The 25,576-nt window shown below is 65.9% G+C and carries 19 protein-coding genes and 2 pseudogenes; 8 read left to right on the top strand and 13 right to left on the bottom strand.

From position 1 onward, the window contains the following. Positions 1 to 79 precede the first annotated feature (79 nt). The 5 genes and pseudogenes from QP181_RS09225 to QP181_RS09205 form a co-directional block, all read right to left on the bottom strand. Positions 80 to 1,677, bottom strand: a pseudogene (locus tag QP181_RS09225) (alpha-amylase family glycosyl hydrolase). Positions 1,678 to 1,711: 34 nt separating this feature from the next. Beyond that, positions 1,712 to 3,226: a tryptophan halogenase family protein gene (locus QP181_RS09220; protein WP_333928344.1), complete on the bottom strand. Its 1,515-nt coding sequence runs from the start codon at positions 3,224 to 3,226 to the stop codon at positions 1,712 to 1,714. Positions 3,227 to 3,462: 236 nt separating this feature from the next. Continuing rightward, positions 3,463 to 6,445, bottom strand: a pseudogene (locus QP181_RS09215) (TonB-dependent receptor). A gap of 183 nt (positions 6,446 to 6,628) precedes the next feature. After that, a complete protein-coding gene (locus tag QP181_RS09210) occupies positions 6,629 to 7,309 on the bottom strand; it encodes a DUF6445 family protein (protein WP_333928343.1) in 681 nt (226 codons plus the stop codon). A gap of 56 nt (positions 7,310 to 7,365) precedes the next feature. Then, positions 7,366 to 8,247 (bottom strand): type 1 glutamine amidotransferase, encoded by an 882-nt coding sequence (locus QP181_RS09205; protein ID WP_333928342.1) that lies wholly within the window; start codon positions 8,245 to 8,247, stop codon positions 7,366 to 7,368. A gap of 145 nt (positions 8,248 to 8,392) precedes the next feature. On the opposite strand from QP181_RS09205, the gene QP181_RS09200 reads away from it, so the two are divergent. The 3 genes from QP181_RS09200 to QP181_RS09190 are packed head-to-tail and all read left to right on the top strand — an operon-like array spanning position 8,393 to position 10,041. Further along, positions 8,393 to 9,091, top strand: a complete 699-nt coding sequence (locus QP181_RS09200; protein ID WP_333928341.1) for a DUF2252 family protein — start codon at positions 8,393 to 8,395, stop codon at positions 9,089 to 9,091. Then, positions 9,088 to 9,627 (top strand): DUF2252 family protein, encoded by a 540-nt coding sequence (locus QP181_RS09195; protein WP_333928340.1) that lies wholly within the window; start codon positions 9,088 to 9,090, stop codon positions 9,625 to 9,627. The genes QP181_RS09200 and QP181_RS09195 overlap by 4 nt, the downstream gene beginning before the upstream one ends. A 33-nt stretch (positions 9,628 to 9,660) precedes the next feature. Further along, positions 9,661 to 10,041, top strand: a complete 381-nt coding sequence (locus tag QP181_RS09190; RefSeq protein ID WP_333928339.1) for a hypothetical protein — start codon at positions 9,661 to 9,663, stop codon at positions 10,039 to 10,041. Here the strand turns inward: QP181_RS09190 and QP181_RS09185 are convergent. Then, positions 10,001 to 10,195, bottom strand: coding sequence for a hypothetical protein (locus tag QP181_RS09185; protein WP_333928338.1), 195 nt, complete (start codon positions 10,193 to 10,195; stop codon positions 10,001 to 10,003). The two genes, QP181_RS09190 and QP181_RS09185, sit on opposite strands and share 41 nt — an antisense overlap. 126 nt (positions 10,196 to 10,321) lie before the next feature. On the opposite strand from QP181_RS09185, the gene QP181_RS09180 reads away from it, so the two are divergent. The 5 genes from QP181_RS09180 to QP181_RS09160 all read left to right on the top strand — a co-directional run bounded on the left by QP181_RS09180 (position 10,322) and on the right by QP181_RS09160 (position 15,174). Next, entirely contained in the window at positions 10,322 to 12,910 is a 2,589-nt protein-coding gene (locus QP181_RS09180; RefSeq protein ID WP_243643461.1) for a PAS domain-containing protein, read from the top strand. A gap of 251 nt (positions 12,911 to 13,161) precedes the next feature. Further along, positions 13,162 to 13,527 carry a hypothetical protein gene (locus QP181_RS09175; RefSeq protein WP_333928337.1) on the top strand — a complete coding sequence of 122 codons (366 nt, stop codon included), beginning with the start codon at positions 13,162 to 13,164 and terminating at the stop codon, positions 13,525 to 13,527. Between the two features lie 159 nt (positions 13,528 to 13,686). Then, entirely contained in the window at positions 13,687 to 13,971 is a 285-nt protein-coding gene (locus QP181_RS09170) for a CsbD family protein (protein ID WP_132741579.1), read from the top strand. A 91-nt stretch (positions 13,972 to 14,062) separates the two neighbouring features. Then, on the top strand, positions 14,063 to 14,917 hold the full coding sequence (aqpZ, locus tag QP181_RS09165; protein WP_443027533.1) for an aquaporin Z: 855 nt from the start codon (positions 14,063 to 14,065) through the stop codon (positions 14,915 to 14,917). Then, positions 14,917 to 15,174, top strand: coding sequence for a hypothetical protein (locus QP181_RS09160; protein ID WP_333928336.1), 258 nt, complete (start codon positions 14,917 to 14,919; stop codon positions 15,172 to 15,174). Before aqpZ ends, QP181_RS09160 begins: the two co-directional genes overlap by 1 nt. 155 nt (positions 15,175 to 15,329) lie before the next feature. Here the strand turns inward: QP181_RS09160 and QP181_RS09155 are convergent, their stop codons facing one another. The 7 genes from QP181_RS09155 to QP181_RS09125 form a co-directional block, all read right to left on the bottom strand. Then, on the bottom strand, positions 15,330 to 15,827 hold the full coding sequence (locus QP181_RS09155) for an Hsp20 family protein (protein WP_333929604.1): 498 nt from the start codon (positions 15,825 to 15,827) through the stop codon (positions 15,330 to 15,332). 160 nt (positions 15,828 to 15,987) lie between these two features. Continuing rightward, entirely contained in the window at positions 15,988 to 17,577 is a 1,590-nt protein-coding gene (gene treF, locus QP181_RS09150; protein ID WP_333928335.1) for an alpha,alpha-trehalase TreF, read from the bottom strand. Between the two features lie 90 nt (positions 17,578 to 17,667). After that, complete coding sequence (locus QP181_RS09145) at positions 17,668 to 20,364, bottom strand: TonB-dependent receptor domain-containing protein (RefSeq protein WP_333928334.1); 2,697 nt, start codon at positions 20,362 to 20,364, stop codon at positions 17,668 to 17,670. A 93-nt stretch (positions 20,365 to 20,457) separates the two neighbouring features. Further along, positions 20,458 to 21,456: a FecR family protein gene (locus tag QP181_RS09140; RefSeq protein ID WP_333928333.1), complete on the bottom strand. Its 999-nt coding sequence runs from the start codon at positions 21,454 to 21,456 to the stop codon at positions 20,458 to 20,460. Continuing rightward, positions 21,453 to 21,995, bottom strand: a complete 543-nt coding sequence (locus tag QP181_RS09135; protein WP_333928332.1) for an RNA polymerase sigma factor — start codon at positions 21,993 to 21,995, stop codon at positions 21,453 to 21,455. The genes QP181_RS09140 and QP181_RS09135 overlap by 4 nt, the downstream gene beginning before the upstream one ends. Before the next feature lie 63 nt (positions 21,996 to 22,058). Beyond that, positions 22,059 to 23,384, bottom strand: a complete 1,326-nt coding sequence (locus QP181_RS09130; protein ID WP_333928331.1) for an MFS transporter — start codon at positions 23,382 to 23,384, stop codon at positions 22,059 to 22,061. Next, positions 23,362 to 25,416: a glycoside hydrolase domain-containing protein gene (locus QP181_RS09125; RefSeq protein ID WP_333928330.1), complete on the bottom strand. Its 2,055-nt coding sequence runs from the start codon at positions 25,414 to 25,416 to the stop codon at positions 23,362 to 23,364. The genes QP181_RS09130 and QP181_RS09125 overlap by 23 nt, the downstream gene beginning before the upstream one ends. Positions 25,417 to 25,576 lie beyond the last annotated feature (160 nt).

Genomic DNA, 25,576 nt, shown 5'->3' with positions numbered 1-25,576 from the left:
CGATGCGCGATCAGGCACGCGGTCATCCACCCGGCGGTGCCGCCGCCGAGGATGACGATGTGCTGGCCGCGCCCGTCGATCACCGCTGCAGGACCAGCCCGGAGAGCGGCGGCAGCGTCGTCGTGTCGGCGCCGTCGGTCGCAAACAGCATGTCGCCTTCGGTCATGATGCCGGTCGGCCAGCCACGTGCGTCGTCCCCGAGATTGAACACGCAGAGCAGCGTCTCGTCTTCGGACTCCCGCTCGAACGCGATCACAGCATCATCGCTGTGCACGATCCGCAGGCTCCCCAGCCGTAACGCCGGATGCGCCTTACGCGCGGCGATCAGCGCCCGCGTCCAATGCAGCAGGGATGTCGCGTCCGCTTCCTGCGCGTCGACCGCGATCGCGCGGTGATCCTCACCGAACGGCAGCCAAGGCTCGGTGCTACCGAACCCAAGATCGGGCGCCGCGCCGATCCACGGCATCGGCGTACGTGCGCCGTCTCGGGACAAGGTGAGCGGCCAGTTCGCGATCGCCTCGGGATCGAGCAGGTCGTCGAACGCGATGTCGACCTGCGTCAGCCCGAGCTCCTCGCCCTGGTACAGGAAGATATTGCCGCGCAACGCGACGAGCAGCAGGATCTTCATCCGCGCGAACGCCTCGCGCTGGTCGGGCGTGGTCCAGCGCGACACCGCGCGGCGCGTCGTGGTTCTCGAACGCCCAGCTCGGCCAGCCGAGGCCGGGCGTATCGGGCCAATTGCCGACCGCATCGACGATCAGCTCGGGCGTCAGCCGGTCCGCGTACAGGAAGTCGAAGCCGTACGCGCTGTTCAGCCGGCCATTGCCGCCGGTGAACAGCTTCATCTCGCGGTCGCTGTCGTCGCCGCCGACTTCGGCGACGGTGAACCCCGCGCCATATTCGTCGAGCAGCGCACGAATCCGCTCGATGAACCCGACGATGTCCGGATGGCTCTGGTTGTGCAGCTTCATCTGGAAATCGAACGACCGGGTGCGCGCGCGATTGGTCGCGGGCGCGGGCGGATTGTCGGTCAGCGCCGGATCGTGCATCGCGAAGTTGATCGCATCGAGGCGGAAGCCGTCCACGCCGCGATCGAGCCAGAACCGCGCCGTCGCGATCAGCTCGTCCTGCACCGCGGGGTTATGCCCGTTGAGCTGCGGCTGATCCTTCAGGAAATTGTGCATGTAATATTGGCCGCGTCGCGCATCCCAGGTCCAGGCCGGGCCGCCGAACACCGACTGCCAGTTCGACGGCGGGGTGCCATCGGGCTTGGCATCCGCCCAGACGTACCAGTCCGCCTTGTCGCCGCTGCGCGACGCGCGGCTCTGGCGAAACCAGTCATGCTCCTCCGAGGTGTGCGAATAGACCTGGTCGATGATGATCTTGAGCCCGAGTTCATGCGCGCGCGATCAGCGCGTCGAAATCGGCGAGCGTGCCGAAGATCGGATCGACGTCGCGGTAATCCGACACGTCATAGCCGAAGTCCGCCATCGGCGAGGTAAAGAACGGCGACAGCCACACCGCGTCGACACCGAGCGCGGCGACATAGTCGAGATGCGCGGTGATGCCGGCAAGGTCGCCGATCCCGTCGCCGTTCGAGTCGGCGAAACTGCGCGGATAGATCTGGTAGATCGTGGCGCCCTTCCACCAGGGCGTCGGGGTCTCGGAAGCGGTCATCGGTCTCGATCGTAAAGGGTGTCGGCGTCGGGGGTCATGCGGCCAGGCCCGCCGCGGCGGCGCAGTGCTGGGCGACGAACGCGGCATGATCCTGCATCTGGCCCGCCTCGCGTGCGTTCAGCTTGTCGATCGTGTCCATGAACTCGGCCAGATCGGCGGTCGATATCGCATCCGCCAGGGGATGATGGCCGTGCGGCACGATGCCTTGCCCGGCGAGCACCTGAAGCCAACCGACCTCGGTGAACAGCTCCTCATGCTCGCGGACGATGTGCCCGCTGCCGCGCCACAATTCGATCTTCGCGGCGAGCGTGTCTGGCACCGCCATGTCGCGGCACTCGCGCCAGAACGGCGTGTCGTCGCGCGTCGTCGCCTTGTAGTGGAGGATGATGAAGTCGCGGATGCGCTCGTATTCGAAGTCGCTCTGGCGGTTGAACTCGGTGCGATCGGCGTCTGCGATGACGCGCCCCGGCAACAGCTTCAACAGCCGTGCGATCGCCGACTGGATCAGGTGGATGCTGGTCGATTCGAGCGGTTCCATGAACCCGGCGGCGAGCCCGAGCGCGACGACGTTGCGGTTCCACATCCGCTTGCGGCGACCGGTGCGGAACGTGATCGTCCGCGGATCGGCCATCGCCGGCGTGTCGAGTCCGCTAAGCAACGTCGCGGTCGCCTCGTCCTCGCTCATATGCGCGCTGGAGAAGACGACGCCGTTGCCAGTGCGATGCTGCAACGGGATCCGCCACTGCCAGCCGGCCGCGTGTGCGGTCGAGCGCGTGTAGGGCGTGAACGCTTCGCTGCGCGCCGATGGCACCGCGATCGCGCGGTCGCACGGCAGCCAGTGCGTCCAGTCCTCATACCCCGTGCCGAGCGCCTCTTCGATCAACAGCCCGCGAAACCCGGTACAATCGATATAGAGGTCGGCGGCGACGGTCGTGCCGTTCTCCAACACGAGGCCCGAGACATCCCCACTCTCGCCGTCGCGCGTCACGCGGACGATCTTGCCTTCGATCCGGTTGACGCCGCGCGTCTCGGAATAGCGCCGCAGATAGCGCGCATAGAGCCCGGCATCGAAATGATAGGCGTAGGGCATCGATGGCAGGACGCGCGACGTGCGGGCCGGACCACGCTGCATCCGCTCGGCGAGCGCAGCGTGCGTGTTGAGCGAATAGGCGCCGAGATCGCCGGCAAGCCCGAGCGACCGTGCGCGCAGCCAATATTGGTGGAACGGCAGCAGGCCGACATCACGCCCGACATCGCCGAACGCGTGCATGTAGCGATGGCCCGGCTTGAACCAATCGACGAACTCGATGCCGAGCTTGAACGTACCGCCGGTCGCGCGGAGGAACGCATCCTCGTCGAGCCCGAGCGCATCGTTGAACAGGTGGATCTGCGGAATCGTCGCCTCGCCGACGCCGACCGTGCCAATGTCGTCGGACTCGATCAGGTCGATCTCGTAGCCCGTCTCCAGGAACCGCGCGAAGGTCGCCGCCGCCATCCAGCCGGCGGTACCGCCGCCGGCAATGGCTATGCGCAAGGGGTGGTCGGCCATGGTCTGCTTCCCGTTTTCAAACCGTTGTTTGCGCCACATGCGAGCGGATCGACTGCCGCGCTGCTGGACCGAGCCCTCGCTGAAAACCGTCCGTCACCTCGGACTAGTTCCGGGGTCCACCGTTCCGCAAACCCGAGGCCCTCGATTTTGCGGCGCCGTGGATGCCGGAACAAGCCCGGCATGACGGAGAACTGGTTGGCCAATCCGCGTGGCGTTTTTTACGCCCCGCGTCCCGCTCAGAACTTATACGTGATGCCAACATAGTAATCGCGACCATAGCGCTGGTAATCGATCACCTGGCGCGCATCGCCGTTCTGGTAGGTCACGAACGGACGGTCGGTCAGGTTCTTCGCCTGTGCCAGGATTGCGAAGTTTGCGAGCGGACCGCTCTGGAACTCATACCCGATCTGCGCATCCAGGATGCCTTCCGATCGCGCGGTGCGATAGGTCGGCGTCGACGAGATGCCCGCGACTTCGGCCAGGAAGGACGAGCGGTAGCGATAGTTCACACGCGCCTGGAAGCCGGCCTTCTCGAAATAGACCGTGCCGCTACCGGTCAGCTTCGACAGGCCGGGCAGGGTGATCGCCTCGATCGGGTTGTTCGCGTACTTGATCTCGGACTCGGTGTAATTGGCCGACACGAACATCCCGAACCCGTCGAGCGCCGATGTCAGCGCCTTGAACGGCAGCGAGAACGTCCCCTCGACGCCCAGCACGGTACCGCGACCGGTATTCGCGGGCGCGCTGACCACCCCGGTCTGCAAGCCGTTCGCGATCACGATCGCCTGCTGCGCCGGGCTCAGCGCGCCGAGCAGCGAACTGAAATCATACGCATAGCTGTTGTTCGGATCGACGAAGTCGGTGAGGTGCTTGAAATAGCCCGACAGCGCGACATAGCCGCCGCCCGCGAAGTATTTCTCGAACGACAGATCGATGTTGGTCGACTGATAGGGCTTCAGATTGACGTTGCCGCCGGTCGAGGTGAACACCGGGTTGAGGCCCGGGTTGGTGTTGTTCGCCTGGATGTTGGCGACATTGATGCCGACCGCCTGCGTCACGCGCTCCTGGTCGAGACGCGGGCGGACCATCGTCTGCGAAGCACCGACCTTGACGAAGCCCAGCGGGATCAGCTCGACCGACATCGTCGCCGATGGCAGGACGTTGGTATACGTCACCTTCTGCGAGGCGGGGGCGATCGTTACCACGCCGTCGACGACGCTGGCGATCTGGCCGTCCGAACGCTGGTCGCTATGCACGACCTGCGCGCCGATCGATCCCTTCAACGGCTTGCCGCCGAGATCGCCGTCGAGCGTGATCTTGGCATAGCCGGTGTAGATGTTCTCGGTCACCGTGTTGTCGCGGACCAGCGAGTCCGGCCGGTTGTCGTACGAACTGGTGTAGACGTTGTCGTAGAGATACAGCGGATCGAGCGCGAGTGCGGCCGGTACGCCGAGATAGTCGAGCGGCACGGTGCCGATGACTGACTCTGCCGGTACCGCCGCCGAGGTGGGCGTCCCGCTGGTGACGGTGCAGTTGGTGCCGGCGCCCTTCGGGCACAGGAAATACGACTTGTACGCGCTGGTCTTCTCGCGGCGGCTATAGTTGCCGCCCGCTTCCCAGCTCTTGACGATGCTGTCGTCGAACTCGCCGTTCAGGCTTGCGCGGAGCGACTTCAGGTCGTCCTTGAAGTTGGGATTGCCGAGGAACCCGGCCTGCACCACGGCCTGCGTGCCGTTATAGCCCCAGCCCTGCGGATCGGTCAGCTTGAAGATATTGGTATCGGTGTAATCGAGCGTCGGTACGATCTTGTACGTGCCGTTCGAATTCTGCGACACCTTGACCGTGTCGTCCGGACCAGTCGCCTGATAGCCGGCGCCGGTATAGGTCTCGAGCGTGAAGTCGGTGCGTGTCGCGCGGCTCCAGCTGGCATCAACGTTGAGGTGAACCTTGTCGGTCAGCTTGAGGTCGTTGTTCCAGCCGAACGAGAAATTCTCGGCCTTGCGCTGGTTATAGTCGTTGCGCTGGATCGCGTGGACCTTGCTGAAGGTGATCTCGTCGGCGAACCCGTCCGAGACACCCGTGATATTGGTATTGGCGGTGCCGACATTGCTCGCGAGCGGGAACTCGATCCCGCGCAGGCGCTGCGTTTCCTCGAAATGCGAATACAGCGCATCGAAGGTCGAGTGGAAGCTGTCGGACGGCTGCCACTCGATCGTCGCGACGCCGCCATAGCGCTTGAGTTCGTTCGACTGGACATAGGGCTTTGCGCCCTGGATGACGTAGGGATCGGTCGCGGTGCCGGTGCCATTATAGCCCCACGCATTGTAGCGCTCGTCCTGCGACGGGGTCTGCGTCGCCGACACGCCGATCGCGATGCCGAGCGTGTCGTTGGCGAACTTGTCGACATAGGTCGCCGATGCGCGATAGCCGTAGCGCGTGCCGTCGGGATTGAGCTTGTCGATACCGTTCATCTGTGCGCGGGCGCTGACCGCGATGATACGGTGCGCCTGGTCGAGCGGGCGCAGCATGCGCAGGTCGACCGTGCCGGCGATGCCGGCGGCGACCAGCGAGGCGTCGGCCGACTTGTAGACGTTGACGGTCTTGAAGAATTCCGACGGATACTGGTCGAACTCGACGCCGCGGTTGTCGCCGGTCGTCACCTGTTCGCGACCGTTGAGCAAGGTGGTCGAGAAATCGGGGCCGAGGCCGCGGATCGACAGACGCTGGTCGCGCCCTTCGAGACGCTGCGCGGTCACGCCGGGCAGGCGCGCGAGCGAGATCCGCGATCGACACGTCGGGCAGCTTGCCGACATCTTCGGCGGAAACTGAGTCGACGATCAGGACCGACTGGCGCTTGATCTTGGCGGAGGATTCGAGGCCGGCGCGGATACCGGTGACGACGATATCGCCACCGCCCGTAGCATCGTCCTGCGGCGCTGCGCTCTGCGTCACGGCATCCTGCGACGACGGCGGGACGGCGTCCGCCGGCTGCGGCGTCGGATCGGCGGCGGTGGTGACCGCGTCGACCTGCGCGGCGGCGGTCGGGTTGGCATTTGCGGTACCGGGAGTCACGGTCGACGGGGCGGACTGTGCGAATGCGGCATGGCCCGGCAGGATCAGTGCGGCGGCGAGCGCGGTGGCGCTGACCCGCAGCGCAAGGCGCGTGTGCGCCGTCGAGCCGAACGTCGCGCGGGCGCGGTACGATTTGAAATTGCTCATGAAATCCCCTTCGGCGAGACGGGTCCCGCGCATCCTCAACTCTGTTTGTCAGTGTCCTCGACGTCGTGCGTGCGCGTCGATTGTCCTGGGGATGCTGTATCCCCGTCGGGGGCGTATCGAAAGAAACCAGCATACGTATTCACGGCAGCGTCGGTGCCGCGGGCAGCGCAAGCGACGCCGCGATCAGTCGTCGAACAGGAACAGGTTCAGGGTCAGCCGCCCCGCCAGCGGATCCGCACTCAGTACGACCTCAGGCGGCAGATACGCGCAGTGCAGCGTGTTTCCCGCATAGACGAGCGCGCGGTTGAAGACGGCCGGCTGTACCGCAATCCGTTCGTACATCGGTGTATCACCGGCGATATACGCCGCATCGGGCAGGCCATGCGTTCGCACGTCGGCGTCGAGCGTCGCCCGGAACCGATCGAGCCGCGGGCCGTCGACGCTTTCATACCCCGTGGCGCGCTGGCGGTAGAACGCCGTCCCGCCTTGGTCGCCGTGACCGAGGAACAGCAGCACCGCGATCCGGCGTGGTTCGACCCCATCGAAATGCGGCAGGCGTTGGATCGGCGCGAGATCGGCAGGTGCGGTGGTGACGAGCGAATAATAGGCTTCCGAAATCGCCGGCGCGGGATCGAGGCCGAAATGCTCGGCGAGCAACGGCGCGATCCTGCGGCGCATCGTGTCCGCCAGGCGCGGCGGCACCGTGGCGCGGATGCCAGGATAATGTGGTCCGATGCTGCCCATGCGCAGGCTCGCCGCATCCTCGCGCAACGCTTCCGGATCGGGCCAGAAATCGTCGATGACGATCAGCGGGTGGCGCTCGACGCCCTGGTGATGGATGGTGATCTCGGGTGTACCAGTCATCGGCCTATCCATGCCGCCGTCGCCGCTGGAGGCAACCCCGCAAAGGTCTCGTCACGTCAGCCGGTGCGATTTCTACCGGCCCGAACCCGTGCGCGGTCGCGCTCAGCGTTCGGCGAGATGCTCGAGGAAATTGACGAGCTCCGTGCGACGGCTCGCTTCCTCGGCGAAGGCGCGATCGATCCCCAGTGCCCACCATAGCGCGGGCCGTTCGGGGTCGTCGTGGAGCGCATCGAGCAGCGCCGCCTGCCGCTCGACCTCCGCTTCATTTTCGGCAAGGCCAAGTTCGACGATGTCCGCCGACTGCCGACGTAGCGCCACGGCGATCTCGCCCGGTGCCAGTTCGGGATGATATTGCACCCCCAGAAGGTCCCGCCGTCATGGCGGATCTCCGCGGCCTGGACGGTCGTCACCGCATTGCTCGCGAGCAGGATCGCATCGGCGGGAAGCGTCTCGACTTCGTCGCCATGGATCGCCGGCGCGTCCCAACACGCGGGTCGGCCGGCGAGCAAGGGATGGTCCTGCCCGGCTGCCGTCGGCGTGATGCGGCGCGCGATCCCCGCTTCGAGCCGTTCGGGCATCTTGCGAACCTTGCCCCCGGCCGCGGCAACCGCGATCTGCAACCCGGCGCAAGATCCGAACGACGGTGTGTGCGACGCAAAGACGGTGCGCATGAACGCGATCTGGCGGCGGACTTCGGGGGTGTCGTCATAGACGTGCATCGGCGATCCGGTGATGAACACCGCGTCGAACGCGCGCAGTTCGCCCGCGTCGAAAACCCGCGCATCGTCATCGGCGGGGGCGACGATGGTGATCGCGGCACCGGGCCGGATCTGGCGCAACGTCGCGGCATAGGTCTCACCCGAACTCTTGCCCGCATGCCGCCGACGCGCCTCGCGCTCGTCGGCAGTTTCGCTTTCGGCCACCAGAAAATTCAGCAACGACAATCCTCTATCAAGCGTCTCTGCGGTGCCGAACGCGCGGCAACGCGTTTGGATGGCGGGTGGATGGCGGGAAACGTATAAATACAGGTCAGTATCGGTGTCGGTTTTGCGCGCTAGACGTTCTGTCTTCGTCGCCGCTGAAATGGATTTTACCGTAATGCCGAAGCCAATGCCCGCCGCCGCCGATCGTCGGGCCGTTCTCGAAGGAAACCGGACCCGCAAGATGGCGCGTTCGGCGCATGCCTATGTGCGCGGCAACACCGCACAATTCTACGAATGGCTAGCCGCGTCGCCGGTCGCCCGACGCGTTCCCACCGGCCCGGCGATCTGGATCTGCGGCGATTGCCATCTCGGTAATCTAGGCCCGATCGCGTCGGCGGACGGGCAGGTCGAGGTTCAGGTCCGCGATCTGGATCAGGCGGTGATCGGCAATCCGGCCCACGACCTGATCCGTCTCGGCCTGTCGCTGGCGACGGCGGCGCGTGGCTCCGATCTGCCAGGCGTGACGACCGCTCGGATGATCGCGGCGATGGTTGAGGGCTATGCCGCCGCGATCGACGATCCGAAGACGGACGATACCGGTCCCGAACCCGACGCCGTTCGCAGCGTTCGCAAACGCGCGCTCGGACGACGTTGGCGTCACCTTGCGAAGGAACGGCTCGAAGCGATCGAGCCACAGATCCCGCTCGGTCGTAAATTCTGGGCGTTGGCGGATGACGAGCGCGCGGCGTTGACCGCGGTGTTCGACGATCCCGCCGTCGCCCGGATGATCCTGTCGCTCGATCGCAAGGATAAGGGCGGCGGCGCGCGATCCGGCTGGTCGACGCCGCGTATTGGATGAAGGGGTGCAGTTCGCTGGGCCTGCTGCGCTTTGCCGCGATCCTCGAACTAAAGTCCGCCAAGGGTCGGTCGAGCTATGCGATCGTCGACCTGAAGGAAGCGGTCGCGCCGATCGCGCCTCGGGCGGCGCAGTCGTTGACGTCCGCCAATCCCATGCCAGCGGATAATGCGGAACGGGTCGCCGCCGCCGCCCGTGCGCTGTCACCGTATCTTGGTGCCCGAATGATCCCGGTACGGATGCTAGGCCGATCGTTCTTCATTCGCGAACTCGCGCCCCAGGACCTGAAGATCGAAGTCGATCAGTTCAGCCACGGCGAGGCGATCAAGGCTGGCCGTTATCTCGCCTTCGTGGTCGGCAAGGCCCATGCCCGGCAAATGGACGACGCGACCCGGCAGCGCTGGCTGGCGATGCTGGAGGCCGATCGGCGCGGTGCGATCGACGCCCCGACCTGGTTGTGGGACAGCGTGGTCTCGCTCGCCGGTGCGCACGAAGCGGGATATCTGGAGCATTGCCGTCGCTACGCGCTCGCAGCGTAGCGATGACGCGGTGTCGAGTGCTAACACCGCAGCATGGCCCGCGCACAAAAGCTGAAAGTCTATCGTACCGTGGCGGGGTTCCACGACGCGTATGTCGCCGCCGCCAGTCAGAAGGCGGCCCTGGCCGCATGGGGTAGCGACAAGGATCTGTTCGCGCGCGGTATCGCCGAGCAGGTCACGGATGACGCGCTGACGGCGGAACCGCTTGCGGCGCCGGGCACGGTCATCAAGCGCGCGGGGGACGGGCGCGGAAAATCTGGCAGTCGAGGTGGAGACACCGCAGGCACGTCGCACCGGACCGCAGGAACCGACACCGTCGAAGTCGGGTCCGAAGCCCAAACCTTCACCCAAGCCCAAGCCTTCACCCAAGCCATTACCCAAACCCAAACGCGATGCACTGGACGCCGCGGATGACGCGCTGGCGTCGCTTGAAACCGAGTATCGTCTGGCCATCAGGTCGATCGAACAGGAAGAGGCCGACCTTGCCCGCCGTCGTCGCGCGCTCGAGCGCATGCAGGACGTCGGGATGAAGGAAGCCGTCGCCGCGCGCGATGCAGCGCGCGAACACTATGACGCCGCGCGTGCCGCCTGGCTGCGAAGCCGTACCTGACCTGTCGTATCGCCGCCGTTCCGACGTTGCGGCGATCCCGGGGCGGGCCTAGATGTCAGGGACTTAGCGACAATCGAGGCGGCCTTGACCGATACGACCGACAGCGCCGTCCAGGGCGTGCCGAAAATGACTGCCGATGCCGAGCGCATTGCTGCCGAGGTACTGGGGCAGGATGTCGGGACCGATCCGTTCGTCGCGGCGGTGCGCGCGACTCGGATGCCGATGATCATCACCAATCCGCGTCTTCCCGACAATCCCGTGGTGTTCGCCAATAACGCCTTCTGCCGGTTGAGCGGGTATACGCGTGAGGAGATTCTGGGGCGCAACTGCCGGTTCCTGCAGGGGCCGGCAACCGATCCCGCGACGGTCGCCAAAATCCGAGATGCGGTGCGGCGTGTCGAGTCGATCGAGATCGACATTCGCAATCAGCGCAAGGACGGAGAGCTTTTCTGGAACCGGCTGCTGATGGCGCCGGTCTACGACACCGAGGGCGTGCTGGCGTATTTCTTCGCCAGCCAGGTCGATGTGACGATCGAGCGCGAGAGGCTGCACGGTCTGGAAGTCAGCAACGCGTCGCTCATGGCGGAACTGACCGATCGACTGCGGCTGCAAAAGGAGCAGGAGCGCGAACTGGCGTTCACGCTGAAGGCGGCACGGTTCGGCACCTGGACGCTCGACATCGTCAGCCGCCAGCTGATCGCATCGGAAACCTGCAAGGAGATCTTTGGGCGTCCGATCGATCAGCCCTTCACCTATGATGAGCGGCTACAGGCGATCCATCCCGACGATCGGGAAAAAAGCGCGGCGGAGGTTCGTCGCTGCATCGCCGAGGGCAATGATTATGACGTGATCTACCGTATCTACCGGCAGGACGGTGAGGTGCGCTGGATCGCGTCACGCGGTCAGCCCTTCTACGATGCCAAGGGCGAGGCGTTGCGGATCGCCGGGGTGTCGACCGATATCACCGAGCATAAGCGCGACGAGATCATGCGCGCCGGGCTCGTCGAACTGGGGGACGTCTTTCGCGATACCGACCAGCCTGAGGACATCGCATTCGCCGCGGCGCGGATCATCGGCAAAACGCTGGAGGCAAGTCGCGCCGGCTTTGGCGAGATCGACTTGGCGGCGGAGACGGTGACGATCGTTCGTGACTGGAGTGCGCCCAATGTCGCGCCGTTGACGGGGACGTTCGCGCTACGCGCCTATGGTTCGTACATTGACGATCTGAAACGCGGCGAAGAAGTGTGCGTGGAGGATGCGCGGACCGATCCGAGGACCGTCACGACCGCAACCGCGCTCGAAGCACTCGACGCGCGGGCGATCATCAACATGCCGGTCATGGAGAATGGCCGTCTCGTGGCGATGCTGTACATCGCGTCTGCCGGCGCTCGGCGCTGGCGACCGGACGAGGTTGAGTTCATTCGCGAGGTCGCCGAACGGACGCGGATCGCTACCGAGCGCCGCCGCTCCGAACACGCCCTGAGTATGCTCGCCGCTTCGCTCGAGCAGCAGGTCGCGGCGCGGACGAGCGAATTGCAGACCGCGGAAGACGCGTTGCGCCAGTCGCAGAAGATGGAAGCGGTCGGCCAGCTGACTGGCGGCGTTGCGCATGATTTCAACAATCTTCTCACGGTGATCCGCTCCGCCACCGACCTCCTGAAACGCCCCGATCTCAGCGCCGAGCGACGCGAGCGGTATATCGATGCGATCTCCGATACCGCGGACCGTGCGGCAAAGCTGACCGGGCAGTTGCTCGCATTCGCACGCCGGCAGGCGTTGCAGCCTGAAGTGATCGACGTCGGACAGAGTCTGCGCGTGATCTCCGACATGCTCGGCACGCTGACGGGGTCGCGGATCGTCATCGCCATCGATCTTCCCGACACGCCGTGCTTCACGAATGTCGACCCCAGCCAGCTCGATACCGCGTTGGTGAATATGGCGGTCAACGCGCGCGACGCGATGGAGGGGGCCGGGCGGATCGATATCACGGTACGATCGGCGGGGCTCATTCCGGCGGTCCGCTCGCACCCGGCGGTCGAGGGGCGTTTTATCGCCATCGCAATGGCCGACAGCGGTTCGGGAATCGAACCCGACAAGCTTGAGCGTATCTTCGAGCCGTTCTTCACGACCAAGGGGGTTGGGCAGGGGACCGGACTGGGCCTTAGCCAGGTCTTCGGATTCGCCAAGCAATCGGGTGGCGACATCACGGTCGAGAGCGAGGTCGGCCGGGGCACGGTCTTCACGCTGTATCTTCCCCAGGTCGATCAGGGCGCGCCGGCCGAGGTCGACGATGTGGGCGAGGGCCTTGCCGATGGCCATGGCACGTGCGTGCTCGTGGTCGAGGACAACAGCGAAGTCGGGACCTTCACGACGCAGTCACTCGCCGAACTCGGGTACGTGACGGTCTGGGCGGCGGACGCTCAGGAGGCGCTTGCCGAACTCGCGGTCGACGCGACACGGTTCGATATCGTCTTTTCGGACGTAGTGATGCCTGGAATGAACGGCATCGAATTGGGCAAGGTGATCCGCGACCGCTACCCGACGCTGCCGGTGGTGCTGACCTCGGGCTACAGCAACGTGCTGGCGCAGGACGGTACGCACGGGTTCGAGCTGCTGCACAAACCCTATTCGGTCGAGCAGTTATCGCGGATTCTGAGCAAAGTAGTGGGCTGACCGGCTGTCGCGCACCGCTGGCAATAAGAGGATAGGCAAGGCGATTGGCGTGATCGGCATGCCGCGGACCCATGCCGACGACGCGGCCGCTTGAGCGTTTGCATGGGGCGCCGATAGTATAAACGTCACAAGCGCATAGTGCATGGTTACCTGGGATACATCCGGCCGCACGCTGGTTATGCGTCTGGGAAATATGGGTTTTGCGTCCGGTCGGAGCAAAGCCGCATGGTGCCCGAAGACAGGGGCTTATCATGGTTCAGCATCGTAGTTTCATCCGCGTCGCAGGCGTTCTCACCATTGGCATCGGCGCGCTATCGTTGGCGGCGTGCGTCAATCCGTCGGCCAAGATCGCGACCTCGCTGGAGGGCTATGGTTTCCAGCCGGCTCAGTCGCAGTGCGTCGGCGACCGGCTCGAGGCGAACCTGTCGCTTGGCCAGCTCCAGCAGCTCGGTCGTGCCGCCAAGGCATCGCGTGAAGGCGACACAACACCGGGCCGCTTGACCGCGAGCGATTTCATCCGCGTGTCCAGCCAGGTCAAGGACCCCAAGGTTCCGCTCGAAGTCGGCAAGGCCGCCGCGGCCTGCGGCATTCTGAGCGACCCGGCATCGCCGCTATGATGCGATGATCGGACGCGATGAATCGTTCGGTATCCGGATCGTTCGCGGATCGTAACGACGCCACCGACGTTACCGACACGCCTCGTCCCCGATCGAAGCATCTCTGATCGAAGTTTTCAAACCCTTCATTAACCCCATCATCAACCAAGGAGAATTCATGTGAACACCGACACCCTCGCAGGCGCAGCAACCGATTTCGGCGGCAAGGCCAAGGAAGCGCTCGGCACCGCGACCGGCGACACGTCGCTGAAGAGCGAAGGCGTTGCGGATCAGCTCGGCGGCACGGTCCAGAAGACCGTCGGCCAGGCCAAGGACGTCGTCGAAGAGAACATCCGTCCGCTGGTCGACTATGTCCGCCAGTTCTCGAAGGAGCGTCCGTTCACCGCAGCAGCGGTTGCCGGCGTCCTCGGCATCGCGCTGATCAACACGCTCCGCGGCAAGTAACCGCGTAGCCGGTGGGCGTGCCTGGCACGCCCACCGGTATTTTCGACCATCAGAGATGCGCAATAACGCGTCCTGTACGAGGTGTCAGGGGATGACCGAAGCCATCTATCGTCCGACCGTCGGCAAGACCGACGGTCCGCCTAGGCCACGCCCGATCGCCACCGCGCGCCGACTTGCCGCGGAAGCCATCGGCACGTTCTGGCTGGTACTGGGCGGATGCGGGGCTGCTGTCCTCGCCGCAGGTAGCGGCGTTCCCGGCACGATTGGGATGGCCGGCGTCGCTCTTGCTTTCGGTCTTACCGTTTTCACGATGGCATTTGCCGTCGGCTTCATCTCCGGCGGCCATTTCAATCCAGCGGTCAGCGTCGGCTTGACGGTTGCCGGCCGCTTTCCAGCGCGCGACCTTCCCGGTTATGTCGCAGCGCAGGTCATCGGCGGCATCCTCGGCAGCGCCGCGCTCGCTGCGCTGGCGTCCGGCACCGGCGGGTTCGATCTCGTCGCCAGCGGGTTCGCCGCCAACGGCTATGGCGCCCATTCGCCAGGCGGCTACAGCGCCGCGACCGCGTTCCTCAGCGAAGCAATCCTCACGGCCGGCTTCCTGACCGTCATCCTCGGCGCCACCGACGAGCGCTCACCGGCGGCCTTCGCGCCGCTGTCGATCGGCCTCGCGCTGACGCTTATCCACCTGATTTCGATCCCGATCGACAACACGTCGGTCAATCCCGCGCGCAGCACCGGCCCCGCTCTGTTCGTTGGCGGCTGGGCGCTGTCGCAGCTCTGGCTGTTCTGGCTCGCACCGCTGACCGGCGCCGCGGTCGCTGGACTGCTTGGCCGCTGGCTGTTCGCGCATACCGACGAGGATCAGTCGCCCGGCCCGATCGGCGATACCCCGGTCGAAATGTTGGTCGGCGACGATCGCACCCCCGCGGAGGGAGGCCGCGTATGATGGATCACAGCGATTACGACACGGCGTTCGACGAAGCTCATTACGAGCCACGGTCCGAGGAGGAATGGGAAGGCTTGTGGAACACCGACGACCGCAACCGCGACACGCTCCGCAAGATCGAACTGGGGCTAGCCGTGGTTGCCGCGGCGGTTGCGCTGGTCGTCGTGCGCGGTGGCTGGCTGCGGATGTCGTCGCGGGCGCGCCACGTCGTGCCATCCGCAGCCGATATCCACGTCAGGCTCCCACCGCCACGCTGATGCCCTTGCTTTGGGGCGCGCGTACCAAGGGACGTGACGGGTCGTAGGCAGTTAAGAGTGCCGCCTGAAGCGACGTAGACCTGACAAGCCGCATCGCAGGCAAAGAAAGCGGTTGCCAGCATCGTTGCCGGCAACCGCGTTGAAGGTCGTGAAACTCAGGCGGCGCTGCGGTCCGCCTGGTGTTCTTCGATGCGTACCGCGGTGTCGCCGGCGTTGCGATCGTTGGCCGCGCTGCCGGCAATCTCGATCCGCCGTGGCTTCATCGCCTCCGGAACCTCACGCTTAAGCGCAATACGCAACAACCCATTGTCAAAGCTCGCGCCCTGTACCTGGACGAAATCGGCCAGTTGAAAGCGTCGCTCGAACGCGCGCGTGGCGATGCCGCGATGGACGAAACGGCCCTCGTCGCGATCATCGGGCTTGCGTCCGCTGACGGTCAGCTGGTTGTTTTGCGCGACGATCTCGATGTCGTCGGGGCTGAACCCAGCCACGGCGAGCGTGATCCGATAGCTGTCCTCGCTCTCACGTTCGATGTCGAACGGCGGATAGCCGTCGACCGTCTCGGTTCGCGCAGTCGCCTCCAGCAGGTCGAACAGCCGGTCAAAACCGACAGTGGACCGGCGATACGGCGTAAAATCGAAGTTCGTCCTCATATCCAAATCCTCCACATGAGCAATCTGAGCATAAGGAGCACCGGGAGAGCCGGTGCCCTCAGTCACCGGACCGATCGCGTCCGGCGTTGGCGAAGATAATTCACCCGATCGCCGCATCAAGACTGCGCTGCGATTTTTTGGAGCCGAATTTCGGACGTAGTTATCCCGCTGGGCGCGCGAGATCGGGATAGCGATCGAGGATCGCGCTGGCGACGCCGTTGGTCCAGCCGAAGCCGTCCTGCACCGGATACTCGCCGCCGCCGCCGAGGGTGCGCTGCTCGATATTATACTTCTCGAGCATCTTGCCGGTTTCGGCATAGGCTGCGCCGACCGTGCCGATCCAGCGCCGCGCGATGTCCTTGGCGAGGGCCGGTTCGCCATTCGCATCGAGCCCGGCGATCGCGACCCATTGCAGCGGCGCCCAGCCATTGGGTTCGTCCCATTGCTGGCCGGTCTTCAGCGTCGTGGTGCGCACTCCGCCTTCGGCGACCAGTGACCGGCGCACGGTCGCCGCGACCGCCTTCGCCTGAATCGGCGAGGCGAGCCCGACGAATAGCGGCTCGAGCATCGCGGCATTGATGCTGGCGGTGGGCTTGCGGGTCGACAGGTCCCAGTCGGCATAGCGCGCGGTCGTCGCTTGCCAGAGATAGCGGTCGATTGCCGTCTTGCGCTTGGTCGCCATCGTCGTGAACGCGGTGGCGCACGGCGTGTCGCCCGCGGTTTGGCAGCGTGCGGCGATCCGACGCTCCATCACCCATAAAAGACTGTTGAGATCGACGGGTACGATGTCGGTGGTGTGGATCGTCGTCAGCGATTGCGGGTCGCGCAACCAGCGCGAGCTGAAATCCCATCCGCTTTCCGCACCGGCACGAAGATTGCGCTGGGTGTCGGCGGCAGGGCGGGGTGCAGCCTTCGCCGCGGTCGCGACGTCCTCGGCATAGGATTCGTCGCGCGGCGTATCGCGGTCGTCGTAATAGCGGTTGAGCACGCTGCCGTCGGGCATCCGCACCACGCGCAGGCAAGCGGGTTTGCCGGCGACGCAGGTCTCACCCTTCATCCAGAACGCGTGTTCCGCGCGCAGGGCCGCCAGCCGACGCTTCGCCACCGCAGGGTCGGTGTTGGTCGAGAGATCAAGCATCATCGCGTAATAGGGCGGCTGCGAGCGGCTGAGATAATAGGTTCGCGTGCCGTTCGGGATATGGCCGTATCGCTCAATCAGGCTGGTGAAATCGTCGAGCATCGTCTCGACGAGCGGCTGCTGGCCGTCGACCTTCAGCCCGAGCATCGTGAAATAGCTGTCCCAGTAATAGATTTCCCGGAAGCGCCCGCCGGGCACGACATAAGGCGCAGGGAGCGGCAGCGCGGAACTGCCCGCGACCGGCGCGGCGGGCTGGCGCACGAGTTGCGGCCAGAGCGTGCGGACATGCGACCGAAGATCGCCGGAACCGCGATCATTCTCGCCGGGGACGATGAAATTGGCGAGGATAAACGCCTTCAGCGCGGGGCCTTTGGGCTTGGCCTGCGCATAGTCCGCCATTATCGCATCGGCAGCGCGCTTGGGTATTGCATCGACGAACGTCTTGCCGTCCGCGAAGACATGACCCTGCTGCACGGCCTGGAACAGCGGCCCGTACAGGTCCGCCGGCGATCGGATCGCGGTGGAGGAAAGGCGCGCGGGGGCCGGACCAGACTGCGCGGGCGCCACCGCGGCGACCGAGGCCAACACGGCAAAACGGCTGATAGTCTTCATCACGTGCGATCATCCCGGTAGAGCGATCGATCCCGCCGACGTGGCGGGATCGATCGCCGGAGCGCTTATCAGAATTTGCCGTAGTGCCGATCAGAACTTGAACGCGGCGCCGAACCGGATCGAACGACCGACGATCGGCCGGGCGAGGATCGTGCCGCTGCCCTGCGATCCGAGCGTCCGCGGGTTACCCTCGGTCAGCCCGATCTCGTCGGTCAGATTGTCGCCGATCACCTGGAACTGGATCTGCGGAGTCAGATCGAGTGTGGCGCCTGCATCGAGCTTGTAATAGCTCGGCAGGACCTGCGCGTTCTGGACGTCGGAGAACCGGTCGCCGACATAGCCGATCGTCGCATACACGCCGGCCTTGGCGTCGCCACCGAGGTTCAGATCATAGGCGGGGGTGACGCGCCACTGCCATTTCGGCTGCCGCTGGACCCGGTTGCCGGTCAGGTCGGTCAGGCCGCCATCGGTGAAGAAATCACGGTATTTCGCGTCGAGATAGGTCGCCGATCCGCTGAGCGTGAAGCCGCCGAACGGTCGCAACTGCCCCTCGAACTCGACGCCGGTCGCCTTGGCACCGCCAACCGACGCGATCGGTGCGCCGCTGGTGATGACCGTCGTCGCTAGCCCGTCGAAAGTGTTGTGGAACACCGTCGCGTACAGGTGGGCGATGCCGGTCGAGACCTTCACGCCGCCCTCATAGCTGTCGACCTGCGGTGCGACGTCGATGCCGTCGCGCAGATTGTCGAAGAACGGGAAGCTGTTGCCGCGGCTGTAGCGGACGAACGCGCCGATCTCTCGCGTCAGATCGTAATTGACGCCGCCGGTCCACGACCAGGCATCGCCGCGGTAGCGGATCGTCCGGAAGGTGCCGTTCAACTGCGCATCGCCATTGTCGTACAGCGTCAGCGGATTACCGTCAGCGCCCGCCGCCGGGACCGTGCCGGCGAGGTTCTCAAGCGTGCCGTCGACCGAGTGGTGCTGATAGCGGACGCCGCCATCGACGCGCAGCTTTTCGGTTATCTGCAACTCGTCGACCGCATAGCCAGCGACGTCCTCGCCGGTGTAGCGCGCGTTGACCTTGAACGTCGAACCGCCCGAAAAGCCGTCGCGCGTGACGATCCGGCCGTCCGCCAGCGTCAGGTTGAGCCGGCGTGCATTGGGTTCGGCGGTGAGCAGCATGCTGTTGCCGAGATTCCACCGGTCGCGCGACTTGTAGCGTGTGTAATAGATGCCGCCGGTCAGCGTGTTGCCGCCCGACTTCCACGCCAGCGCGAAATCGTTGACGAACGCCTGGATATGCTTCTCGACGCTCCACAGCCCGGCCTCGACGACCGCGGTGTTGGGCGATGCCGTGGCACCGCCGGTGACGTAGGTGAGCGATCCGATTGTGCCGCCCTTACCGGCAGCATAGGCGGCGGCGGTGATCGGCGGGGTGCCGCCGGGGACCAGCCCGATCGTATTGGCATCGCCCTCCATCCAGCTGCCGCGATCGCGGATGGTGATGCCGCTGCCGAGGTCGTAGTCGAAATTGCCGCCGAGATTATAGGTCTTCGCGCTGCGGCCGTCCGCCAGATCGACGCGGCTGCCGTCGTTGCGCACGCCGATCCGCGTGTCGCGGCCGACCAACGTGCCGGTGCCGGCATCGAAGCCGGGATATTCGCGGATCTTGTTGCCGTCCTGGACGACTGGGATCGGCAGCAGCCACTGGCCGCGATCGTCGAGATAGCGGCCGAACAGCAGGATCGAGCCCTTGTCGAAGTCATGCCGGATATTGCCGGTGATCTGACCGCCGCGCTCTGCCTCGAACTGCGCATCGCGGATGCCGCGCGAGGTCGAGTAATAGCCGCCGACCATGTAGGTCGTGCTGTCGTCGATCGGGCCCGAGACATAGCTGTCGACGCGGAACTCGCCGAAATCGGTGCCGCTGAGCTTGAGCAATCCGGCCGGCGTCTGCTTGCCCTCGCGCTGGACGAGGTTGACGGTCAGGCCCGGCTGTCCGTTCGAGAACAGTGCGCCGGTGCCGCCGCGGACCGCCTCGACGCGCTGGATCGTCTCGTCGATCCGGATCAGCTGCGTGTTCTCGAGAAACGACAGCGTCGGCGGCGGGAAGAACGGCACGCCCTGCGTCTGGAAGGTGACGTATTCCGCATCGCCGCCCGACGGATAGCCGCGGACGAAGATGTTCGCGCCGGTCTTGCCGCCCGAGCTTTCGGTGCTGACGCCCGGTACGGCGCGCAGCACCTCGGCGGTGCTGGCGGTGCCGAGACGCTGCGCCATCGTGCTGTCGATCGTGGTGACCGCGAACGCCGCACTCTGCCGCCGCGTGCCGCCGCCCGCGGTGCCGATCACGACGATGTCCGCGGCGGGTTCCTCGGGCGCAGCCTGCGCGGGCGACGGATCGGGAGCGGGCTGAGCCGGCTCGGTCTGCGCCGCTGCGGGGATCGCGCCCGCCTGCTCCTGCGCCGCGACGATCAGGTACGCGCCGCTCGGCGTCAGCCGGTGGTCGAGGCCTGAGCCCTTCAGGATCGTCGTGAGCGCATCGCCGACCGCCATCCGGCCGTTCACCGCGCGCGCGGTCTTGCCGCGGACGAGGGTGGGCGCGAACAGGATCTGCTTGCCGCTCTGGCGTGAAAAGGCGAGCAGCGCGGTGCTCATGTCCTGCCGGGCGATGCGAACGCCGACCGCGGCCTGCGCGGTCGCGCCGATCGGGATGCCGCCTGCGCCGAACACCAATGCGGTCATCATCATGCCGCGCATCAGCACGGTCCTGCCTGTGGATGTCATGCAATCCTCCCTGTACGTGCGATCCCTCTGCCGGGGTCGATCTGAAGGTAAAGACGCAACGCTCCGAAAATACCGAACCTGTTCGATCCGTTTTCAGCGGTATTTTTTCGTCGCGATCGTGATGCGGCCATCGGCGCGGCGATCGACCGTCACCGGAAAGCCCAATTCCAGCGCATCGAGGAACGGCTGGACGTCACCGGTCCGGAACGATCCGCTGATCCGGACCGCACCGGCGCTGGCGTCGGCGATCGCGATCTGCGGCGTGCCATAGCGATTCATCTCGGCGACCGCGTGGCGCAGGCTCGTATCCTCGAACACGAGCCGCCCCTCGCTCCAGCTCGACAGCGCCAGCGCCATGCCGGGCACATGGCGCACCGATATGCCGGTGGCGGAGGCGGTCAGAACGTCGTCGGGCACCATCTTGACGGGCCTGACCTGGCCGCCGCTGGTCGCGACGCTCACCAATCCCTCGACCAGCGCGACCTGTACGGTGCCCGGATCGAGCCTCACGTCGAACGCGGTGCCATGCGCGGTGACCGCGTGCGATCCCGCGAAAACGACGAACGGTCGGGGCTGGTGCTTGGCCACCTCGAACAGCGCCTGGCCGCGTTCGAGCACGAGCCGCCGTTCGGAATCGCTATACGCGACGCGGACCCGGCTGTCGGTGTCGAGCGTCAGCCGCGATCCGTCGGTCAGCGTCACCATCAGGCGCTGGCCCGTTGCGGTGCGATAGGTCGGGGCGCTTGCGATCCGGCTCGCCGGCGCACCATCGTCGGCCAGCCGCAGCCACGCCAGCGGCGCGACCACCGCGGCACAGGCCGCCGCCGCCAGCAACCAGGGCGCGGTCCGGCGCGGAGCCCTGGGCGCACGGGCCAGTGCGACACGCGCCACCGTGGCATGGCGCAGCGCGAGCATGTCGGGATGATCCGCCAGCGCCGCGCTCGCGTCGCGCGCGTCGACGACCGCGTCGTATGCGACCTTGTGACCCGGCTGCGCGTGCCAATGGTCGAACTGCGCGCGCGTCGAATCATCCGATGCCGCATCCAGACGCTCGACCCATTCGGCAGCCTCGATCATCACGCGACCGTTCACGCGCGCCAGTCCTTCAGACGGTCCGCGACATGCGCGAGCGCGCGCGCCTGATGCTTTTCGGCGGCGCGAGTCGAGATGGCCATGGCATGCGCGACATCGGCCATCTTCAGTCCCTCCAGCATCCGCAGCACGAACACGTCGCGCGTGCGCTCGGGCAATTCGGCCAGCGCACGGCGCAGCGCATCGGCGACCTGCCTGCTTTCCAAGACGCGGTCGGGGGAAAAGTCCGAACCTTCGAGTGAAAAATCGTCGATCGGATCCGACAGTCCCGCGCCGCGCACCTGATCGCGTCGCGCCTGATCCTTCAGGACATTGGCCGCCGTCACGAAGATGAAGCTGTCGCGCTGGCGGATGTCGTTGGGGTCGGTCAACCGGCTGAGGCGGAGGAACACCTCCTGCACGAGATCGGGAACGTCGTGCGGTGTCGACACGCGGCGATTGAAATAGCGGCTGAGCGGACGGCTATATTTCTCCACCAATGCCCGCAGGATCGTCGTCCTGTCGCCCGGTTCGGACGATCGTTCCCTCTCCATCCCCATGTCATCGGTCTAAAGGGTCCGTATCGGCCGTCAACATCGACCGAAGGGACGTCTTGCCTGTGCCTATCGATCCGACGCCCGGCTCCAGCGACTCAGACCCAGGACCAATGCAAAGCACAAAGCTGCGCCCGACAGCGGCACCGACCACGCCATCGTCATCAGCCGAGCACCCTGCGCTTCAGTGAGCGGCGTGGCGATGGTCCAGCCGATCCGCGACAGGCCATGCCCGAGTAGCGCACCGCTAAGCCCACCGCCCGATTTCAGCGTCAGCAACAGCAACGCGACCGGAAGCCCTTCGAAGCGCATGCCGGTCTGGCGGTCTCCGTGATCGATCGCGTCGGCGAGCGACGCCCAGATCATCATCTGCAACCCCGCATTGCCGACGCCGAACAGCGCGACGCCGGCGATCGTCGATGCCGACCCGGTCGCGAACAGCGCCAAGCCGGCGGCGGTCGTGGTCAGCGCGAGAGCAAGCACGGGGGTTTGCCCGATACGCCGGGCGATGCTCATCCAGCCGGGCAGCGCGACGAGTTGCGAGAGCGCGAGGGTTGTCAGCGCCGTGCCGGTCCAGCTCGCATCATGGACGATGCCTTTACCGATATAGGCGAAGGATCGGGCGAAAAAGGGCAGCGTCAGCGCCTGCGCGAAGCCAAGCGCGAGCAACAGCAGCAATGGCCGGTTGCCGAGAACCCAGGCGAGCGGCGCGCGAGGGGCGGATATGTCCGGCACGACCGGCGATCGCGGTGCGGCAGCGGCCGAAACCCACAAGGTCGCGACATAGGTCAGCGCCGCACACCCGGTGACGACGAGGAGGGCATGGCCACCACCGGCGCGCGCCGGGTCGACGAATGTCCGCGCAAAATGCGCGACCGTGAGCGCGCCGAGGCAACTGAACATGTAGCGCAGTCCCGACACCGTGGTCGCTGCACTTGGCGATCGCGCCATCCGCATCATCAGCGCGTTGTGCGCGACGTCGCAGACCGAATAGGCGGTGCGGAACAGCAGCACGATCGCGAGCGCCCAGACGAGGATCGCCGTCCCGCGCCAGCCCGGATCGACGAAGAACACCGCGAAAAATACGCCGACGACGGGCGCGCCGACGAACAGCAGCCGGCGATACAGACCGAGTCGGTCTGCGGAACGATCGACCAGTCGACCAAGCAGCGGATCGCACAGGCCGTCCCACACCAGGCCGACCATCACCACCAGGCCGGCTGCGGCGGGGGACACGCCCCAGCGTTCGGTCAGAACGAACAGCAGGAAGAAGTCCATCGTCGAGGCGAGGACGTTCTTGCCGAAGTTTCCGCTCGCATAGCCGACCAGCCGTGCCCGGTGGACCGGGCGATCGACGACGTCCGTGGCAACTCTAGCGGCGGCGGCTTGCTCCATCCTTCGGGGTCTTAGCGCCGGTGTCTTGCAGTTGCGGGACATTTTGGACGGTCGTGATGTCCAGCGTGCCGCCGCGGAGCAGGTCCGCGTGCCGGACGCGAAAGTGCGGGAGGGTCCGTCCGTTCAGGTTGGCCTGCGCGATCAGGCCGTCTACCGGGCCGGCGCGCTGGATCGTCAGCGTGCGGCCGTTGCCGAGATCGATCGAGCTTTGCACGAACGCCGGGGTCGTCACGACGTACCACGGCTCGCCCGGCACCAGCGGATACAGGCCGAGCGTTGCGAACACGTACCACGCGGTCATCCCGCCGGCATCGTCGTCCATCCCGTCGGCGAACCCCTGCGGCGACAGCGCGAAGCTGCGCCCGACGAACGGGACCGGCAGCTTGCCGCTGTTGGTATAGGGGTGCGCGATCGGCTTGGTCAGGATCGTCTGGACGAGGTCGGCGGTCGGCTGCGGCTGGCCTAGCGCGGCGAACATCCAGGGCACCTGAATGTCGGGCTCGTTGGTCATGTTGAACAGCCCGGCATCGAAGAAATGATGCAGTTCGCCGAGCAGTCGATCGCGCCCGACCGTTTGCGTCATCCAAGGCAGGTCGAAGATCGGCGCCCAGCGATATTGCCACAAGGTGCCCTGATACAGCCCGCGTGCCTTGACCACGTCGCCATCCGCGCCCGGCGTCTGGAACACCGATCGCCACATCGGGCGGTAGCTTTGTGCCTTGGCGGTGAACGTCTTCGCGAGGTCGGTGCGACCGAGATCGCGTGCGAGTTCGGCGGTCGCCCAATCGTCATACGCGGCTTCGATCTGCTCGTCCGGCGTGCCGCGCTTGAGCGTGTCGCTGTCCGCCGCCATTCCCGCCAGCGCGGCGTCCGCGTCGAACGCGATGCCCTTGCGGTGCATGTCGAGCAGCGCGATCCCGGCATGTTCGGTGCGGACCGTCAGGAACGGCTCATTGGGCGTCGACCATTGCGGCTTGCCACCAGCGTACAGGGCGACCAGCGACTGCGCGATATCGGCGCTGCGCTCGGGCTGGAGCAGCGCGAGCAGCGGCATCTGGGTGCGGTAATTGTCCCATAGCGACCAGTTGGCGTAGCGCGTCTGGCCCTTTGGCGAGGTCTGCACAGTGCCGCTATTGTCGCGGTGGCGGCCGTCGGGATCGTCGATCGCGACCGGGGTTTCCATGACGTGGTAGAGCGAGGTGTAGAACAGCGCACGCTGGTCTCGCGAGCCGCTCGGCACGACGCGGCCGAGGATGCGGTTCCAGGCGCTGCGCGTTTCGCCTGCGACGGCGGCGAGGGACTTGTTGCCGACTTCCGTGTCGCGAACCGATGCCGCGCCGCGTCCGTCGACGGTAGACAGGCCGGTACGGATTTCGATTGCGTCGCCCGCTTTGCCGGCGATGTGCAGCGTCGCCAGATCGTTCTGGTCGGTGGTCGGCCTTTGGTGGATCGGCCGTCCGTTGACGAGGATGCGGCTGGCGGTGTGGAGATGATAGGCGCCCTGATCGCAGACCGTGCCTGCGACCAGATCGGCGCGGAGGTCGTCGCTGGCGAGGCTGCCCCAGCTGGCGGCGAGGCGCTTCGAATAGCTGTGTCGCGGGTCGATCCGCAGGTCGACCGCGCCGGTGCGGGGCAAGGTGAAGCGAAGTACGCCAGCCCCCGCGTTGCTGCCATCTCGGCCAGGATGCCGCCGTCGTAGCGGACGCGGTACGTCCCGGCGCGCGGTTTCGCTGGGCTTGTCGATCAGCGCCGGGCCGGTCTGGCCAGCATAGCGCAGCGAGATCATCAGGTCGCCGCCTGCGCCGCCGCAGCCGACCCCGACGCCGCGGGTGTGCGAGAAGCCGAGCAATGTGGTCGCGCCATGGTCGTAGCCGGCGTGGTTGGCGGGGCTGGTGTCGGGGCCGAGCTGCATCATGCCGAACGGGGCCACGGCAGCGGGGGAGAGTTGGCCGAAGTCGGCGAGCGTGCCGACGAAGGGGTCGACTAGGTCTGCGGGGGATTCTTGTGCGGTGAGGGCGGCTGGGGTCGCCAACAGCACGAGAAGCAGCGGATATTTCAACCACCCCGGCGAAGGCCGGGGCCCAATTGGAAAGGTCGACGTAACGGAGCACAATCCCCGGTTACGGCCGTCCCCCAATTGGGCCCCGGCCTTCGCCGGGGTGGAACTGGGGGTGGTGTTTACCGGGATCGGG

It is taken from the genome of Sphingomonas sp. LR55 (assembly GCF_036856015.1).
In the GTDB taxonomy this organism is placed as follows: Bacteria; Pseudomonadota; Alphaproteobacteria; order Sphingomonadales; family Sphingomonadaceae; genus Sphingomonas.
The sequence above is the reverse complement of the archived record's forward strand: the minus strand, read 5'-3'. Positions and strand labels throughout refer to the sequence as shown.

Excerpts from the sequence above, each read along its gene's own strand:
- QP181_RS09175 (WP_333928337.1), top strand. The coding sequence starts at position 13,162 with ATGGTTCAGCATCGTAGTTTCATCCGCGTCGCAGGCGTTCTCACCATT.
- treF (WP_333928335.1), bottom strand. The coding sequence starts at position 17,577 with ATGAAGACTATCAGCCGTTTTGCCGTGTTGGCCTCGGTCGCCGCGGTG.
- QP181_RS09200 (WP_333928341.1), top strand. The coding sequence starts at position 8,393 with ATGGATTTTACCGTAATGCCGAAGCCAATGCCCGCCGCCGCCGATCGT.
- QP181_RS09220 (WP_333928344.1), bottom strand. The coding sequence starts at position 3,226 with ATGGCCGACCACCCCTTGCGCATAGCCATTGCCGGCGGCGGTACCGCC.
- QP181_RS09135 (WP_333928332.1), bottom strand. The coding sequence starts at position 21,995 with ATGGGGATGGAGAGGGAACGATCGTCCGAACCGGGCGACAGGACGACG.
- QP181_RS09190 (WP_333928339.1), top strand. The coding sequence starts at position 9,661 with ATGGCCCGCGCACAAAAGCTGAAAGTCTATCGTACCGTGGCGGGGTTC.
- QP181_RS09155 (WP_333929604.1), bottom strand. The coding sequence starts at position 15,827 with ATGAGGACGAACTTCGATTTTACGCCGTATCGCCGGTCCACTGTCGGT.
- QP181_RS09210 (WP_333928343.1), bottom strand. The coding sequence starts at position 7,309 with ATGACTGGTACACCCGAGATCACCATCCATCACCAGGGCGTCGAGCGC.
- QP181_RS09130 (WP_333928331.1), bottom strand. The coding sequence starts at position 23,384 with ATGGAGCAAGCCGCCGCCGCTAGAGTTGCCACGGACGTCGTCGATCGC.
- aqpZ (WP_443027533.1), top strand. The coding sequence starts at position 14,063 with ATGACCGAAGCCATCTATCGTCCGACCGTCGGCAAGACCGACGGTCCG.
- QP181_RS09195 (WP_333928340.1), top strand. The coding sequence starts at position 9,088 with ATGAAGGGGTGCAGTTCGCTGGGCCTGCTGCGCTTTGCCGCGATCCTC.
- QP181_RS09145 (WP_333928334.1), bottom strand. The coding sequence starts at position 20,364 with ATGACATCCACAGGCAGGACCGTGCTGATGCGCGGCATGATGATGACC.
- QP181_RS09160 (WP_333928336.1), top strand. The coding sequence starts at position 14,917 with ATGGATCACAGCGATTACGACACGGCGTTCGACGAAGCTCATTACGAG.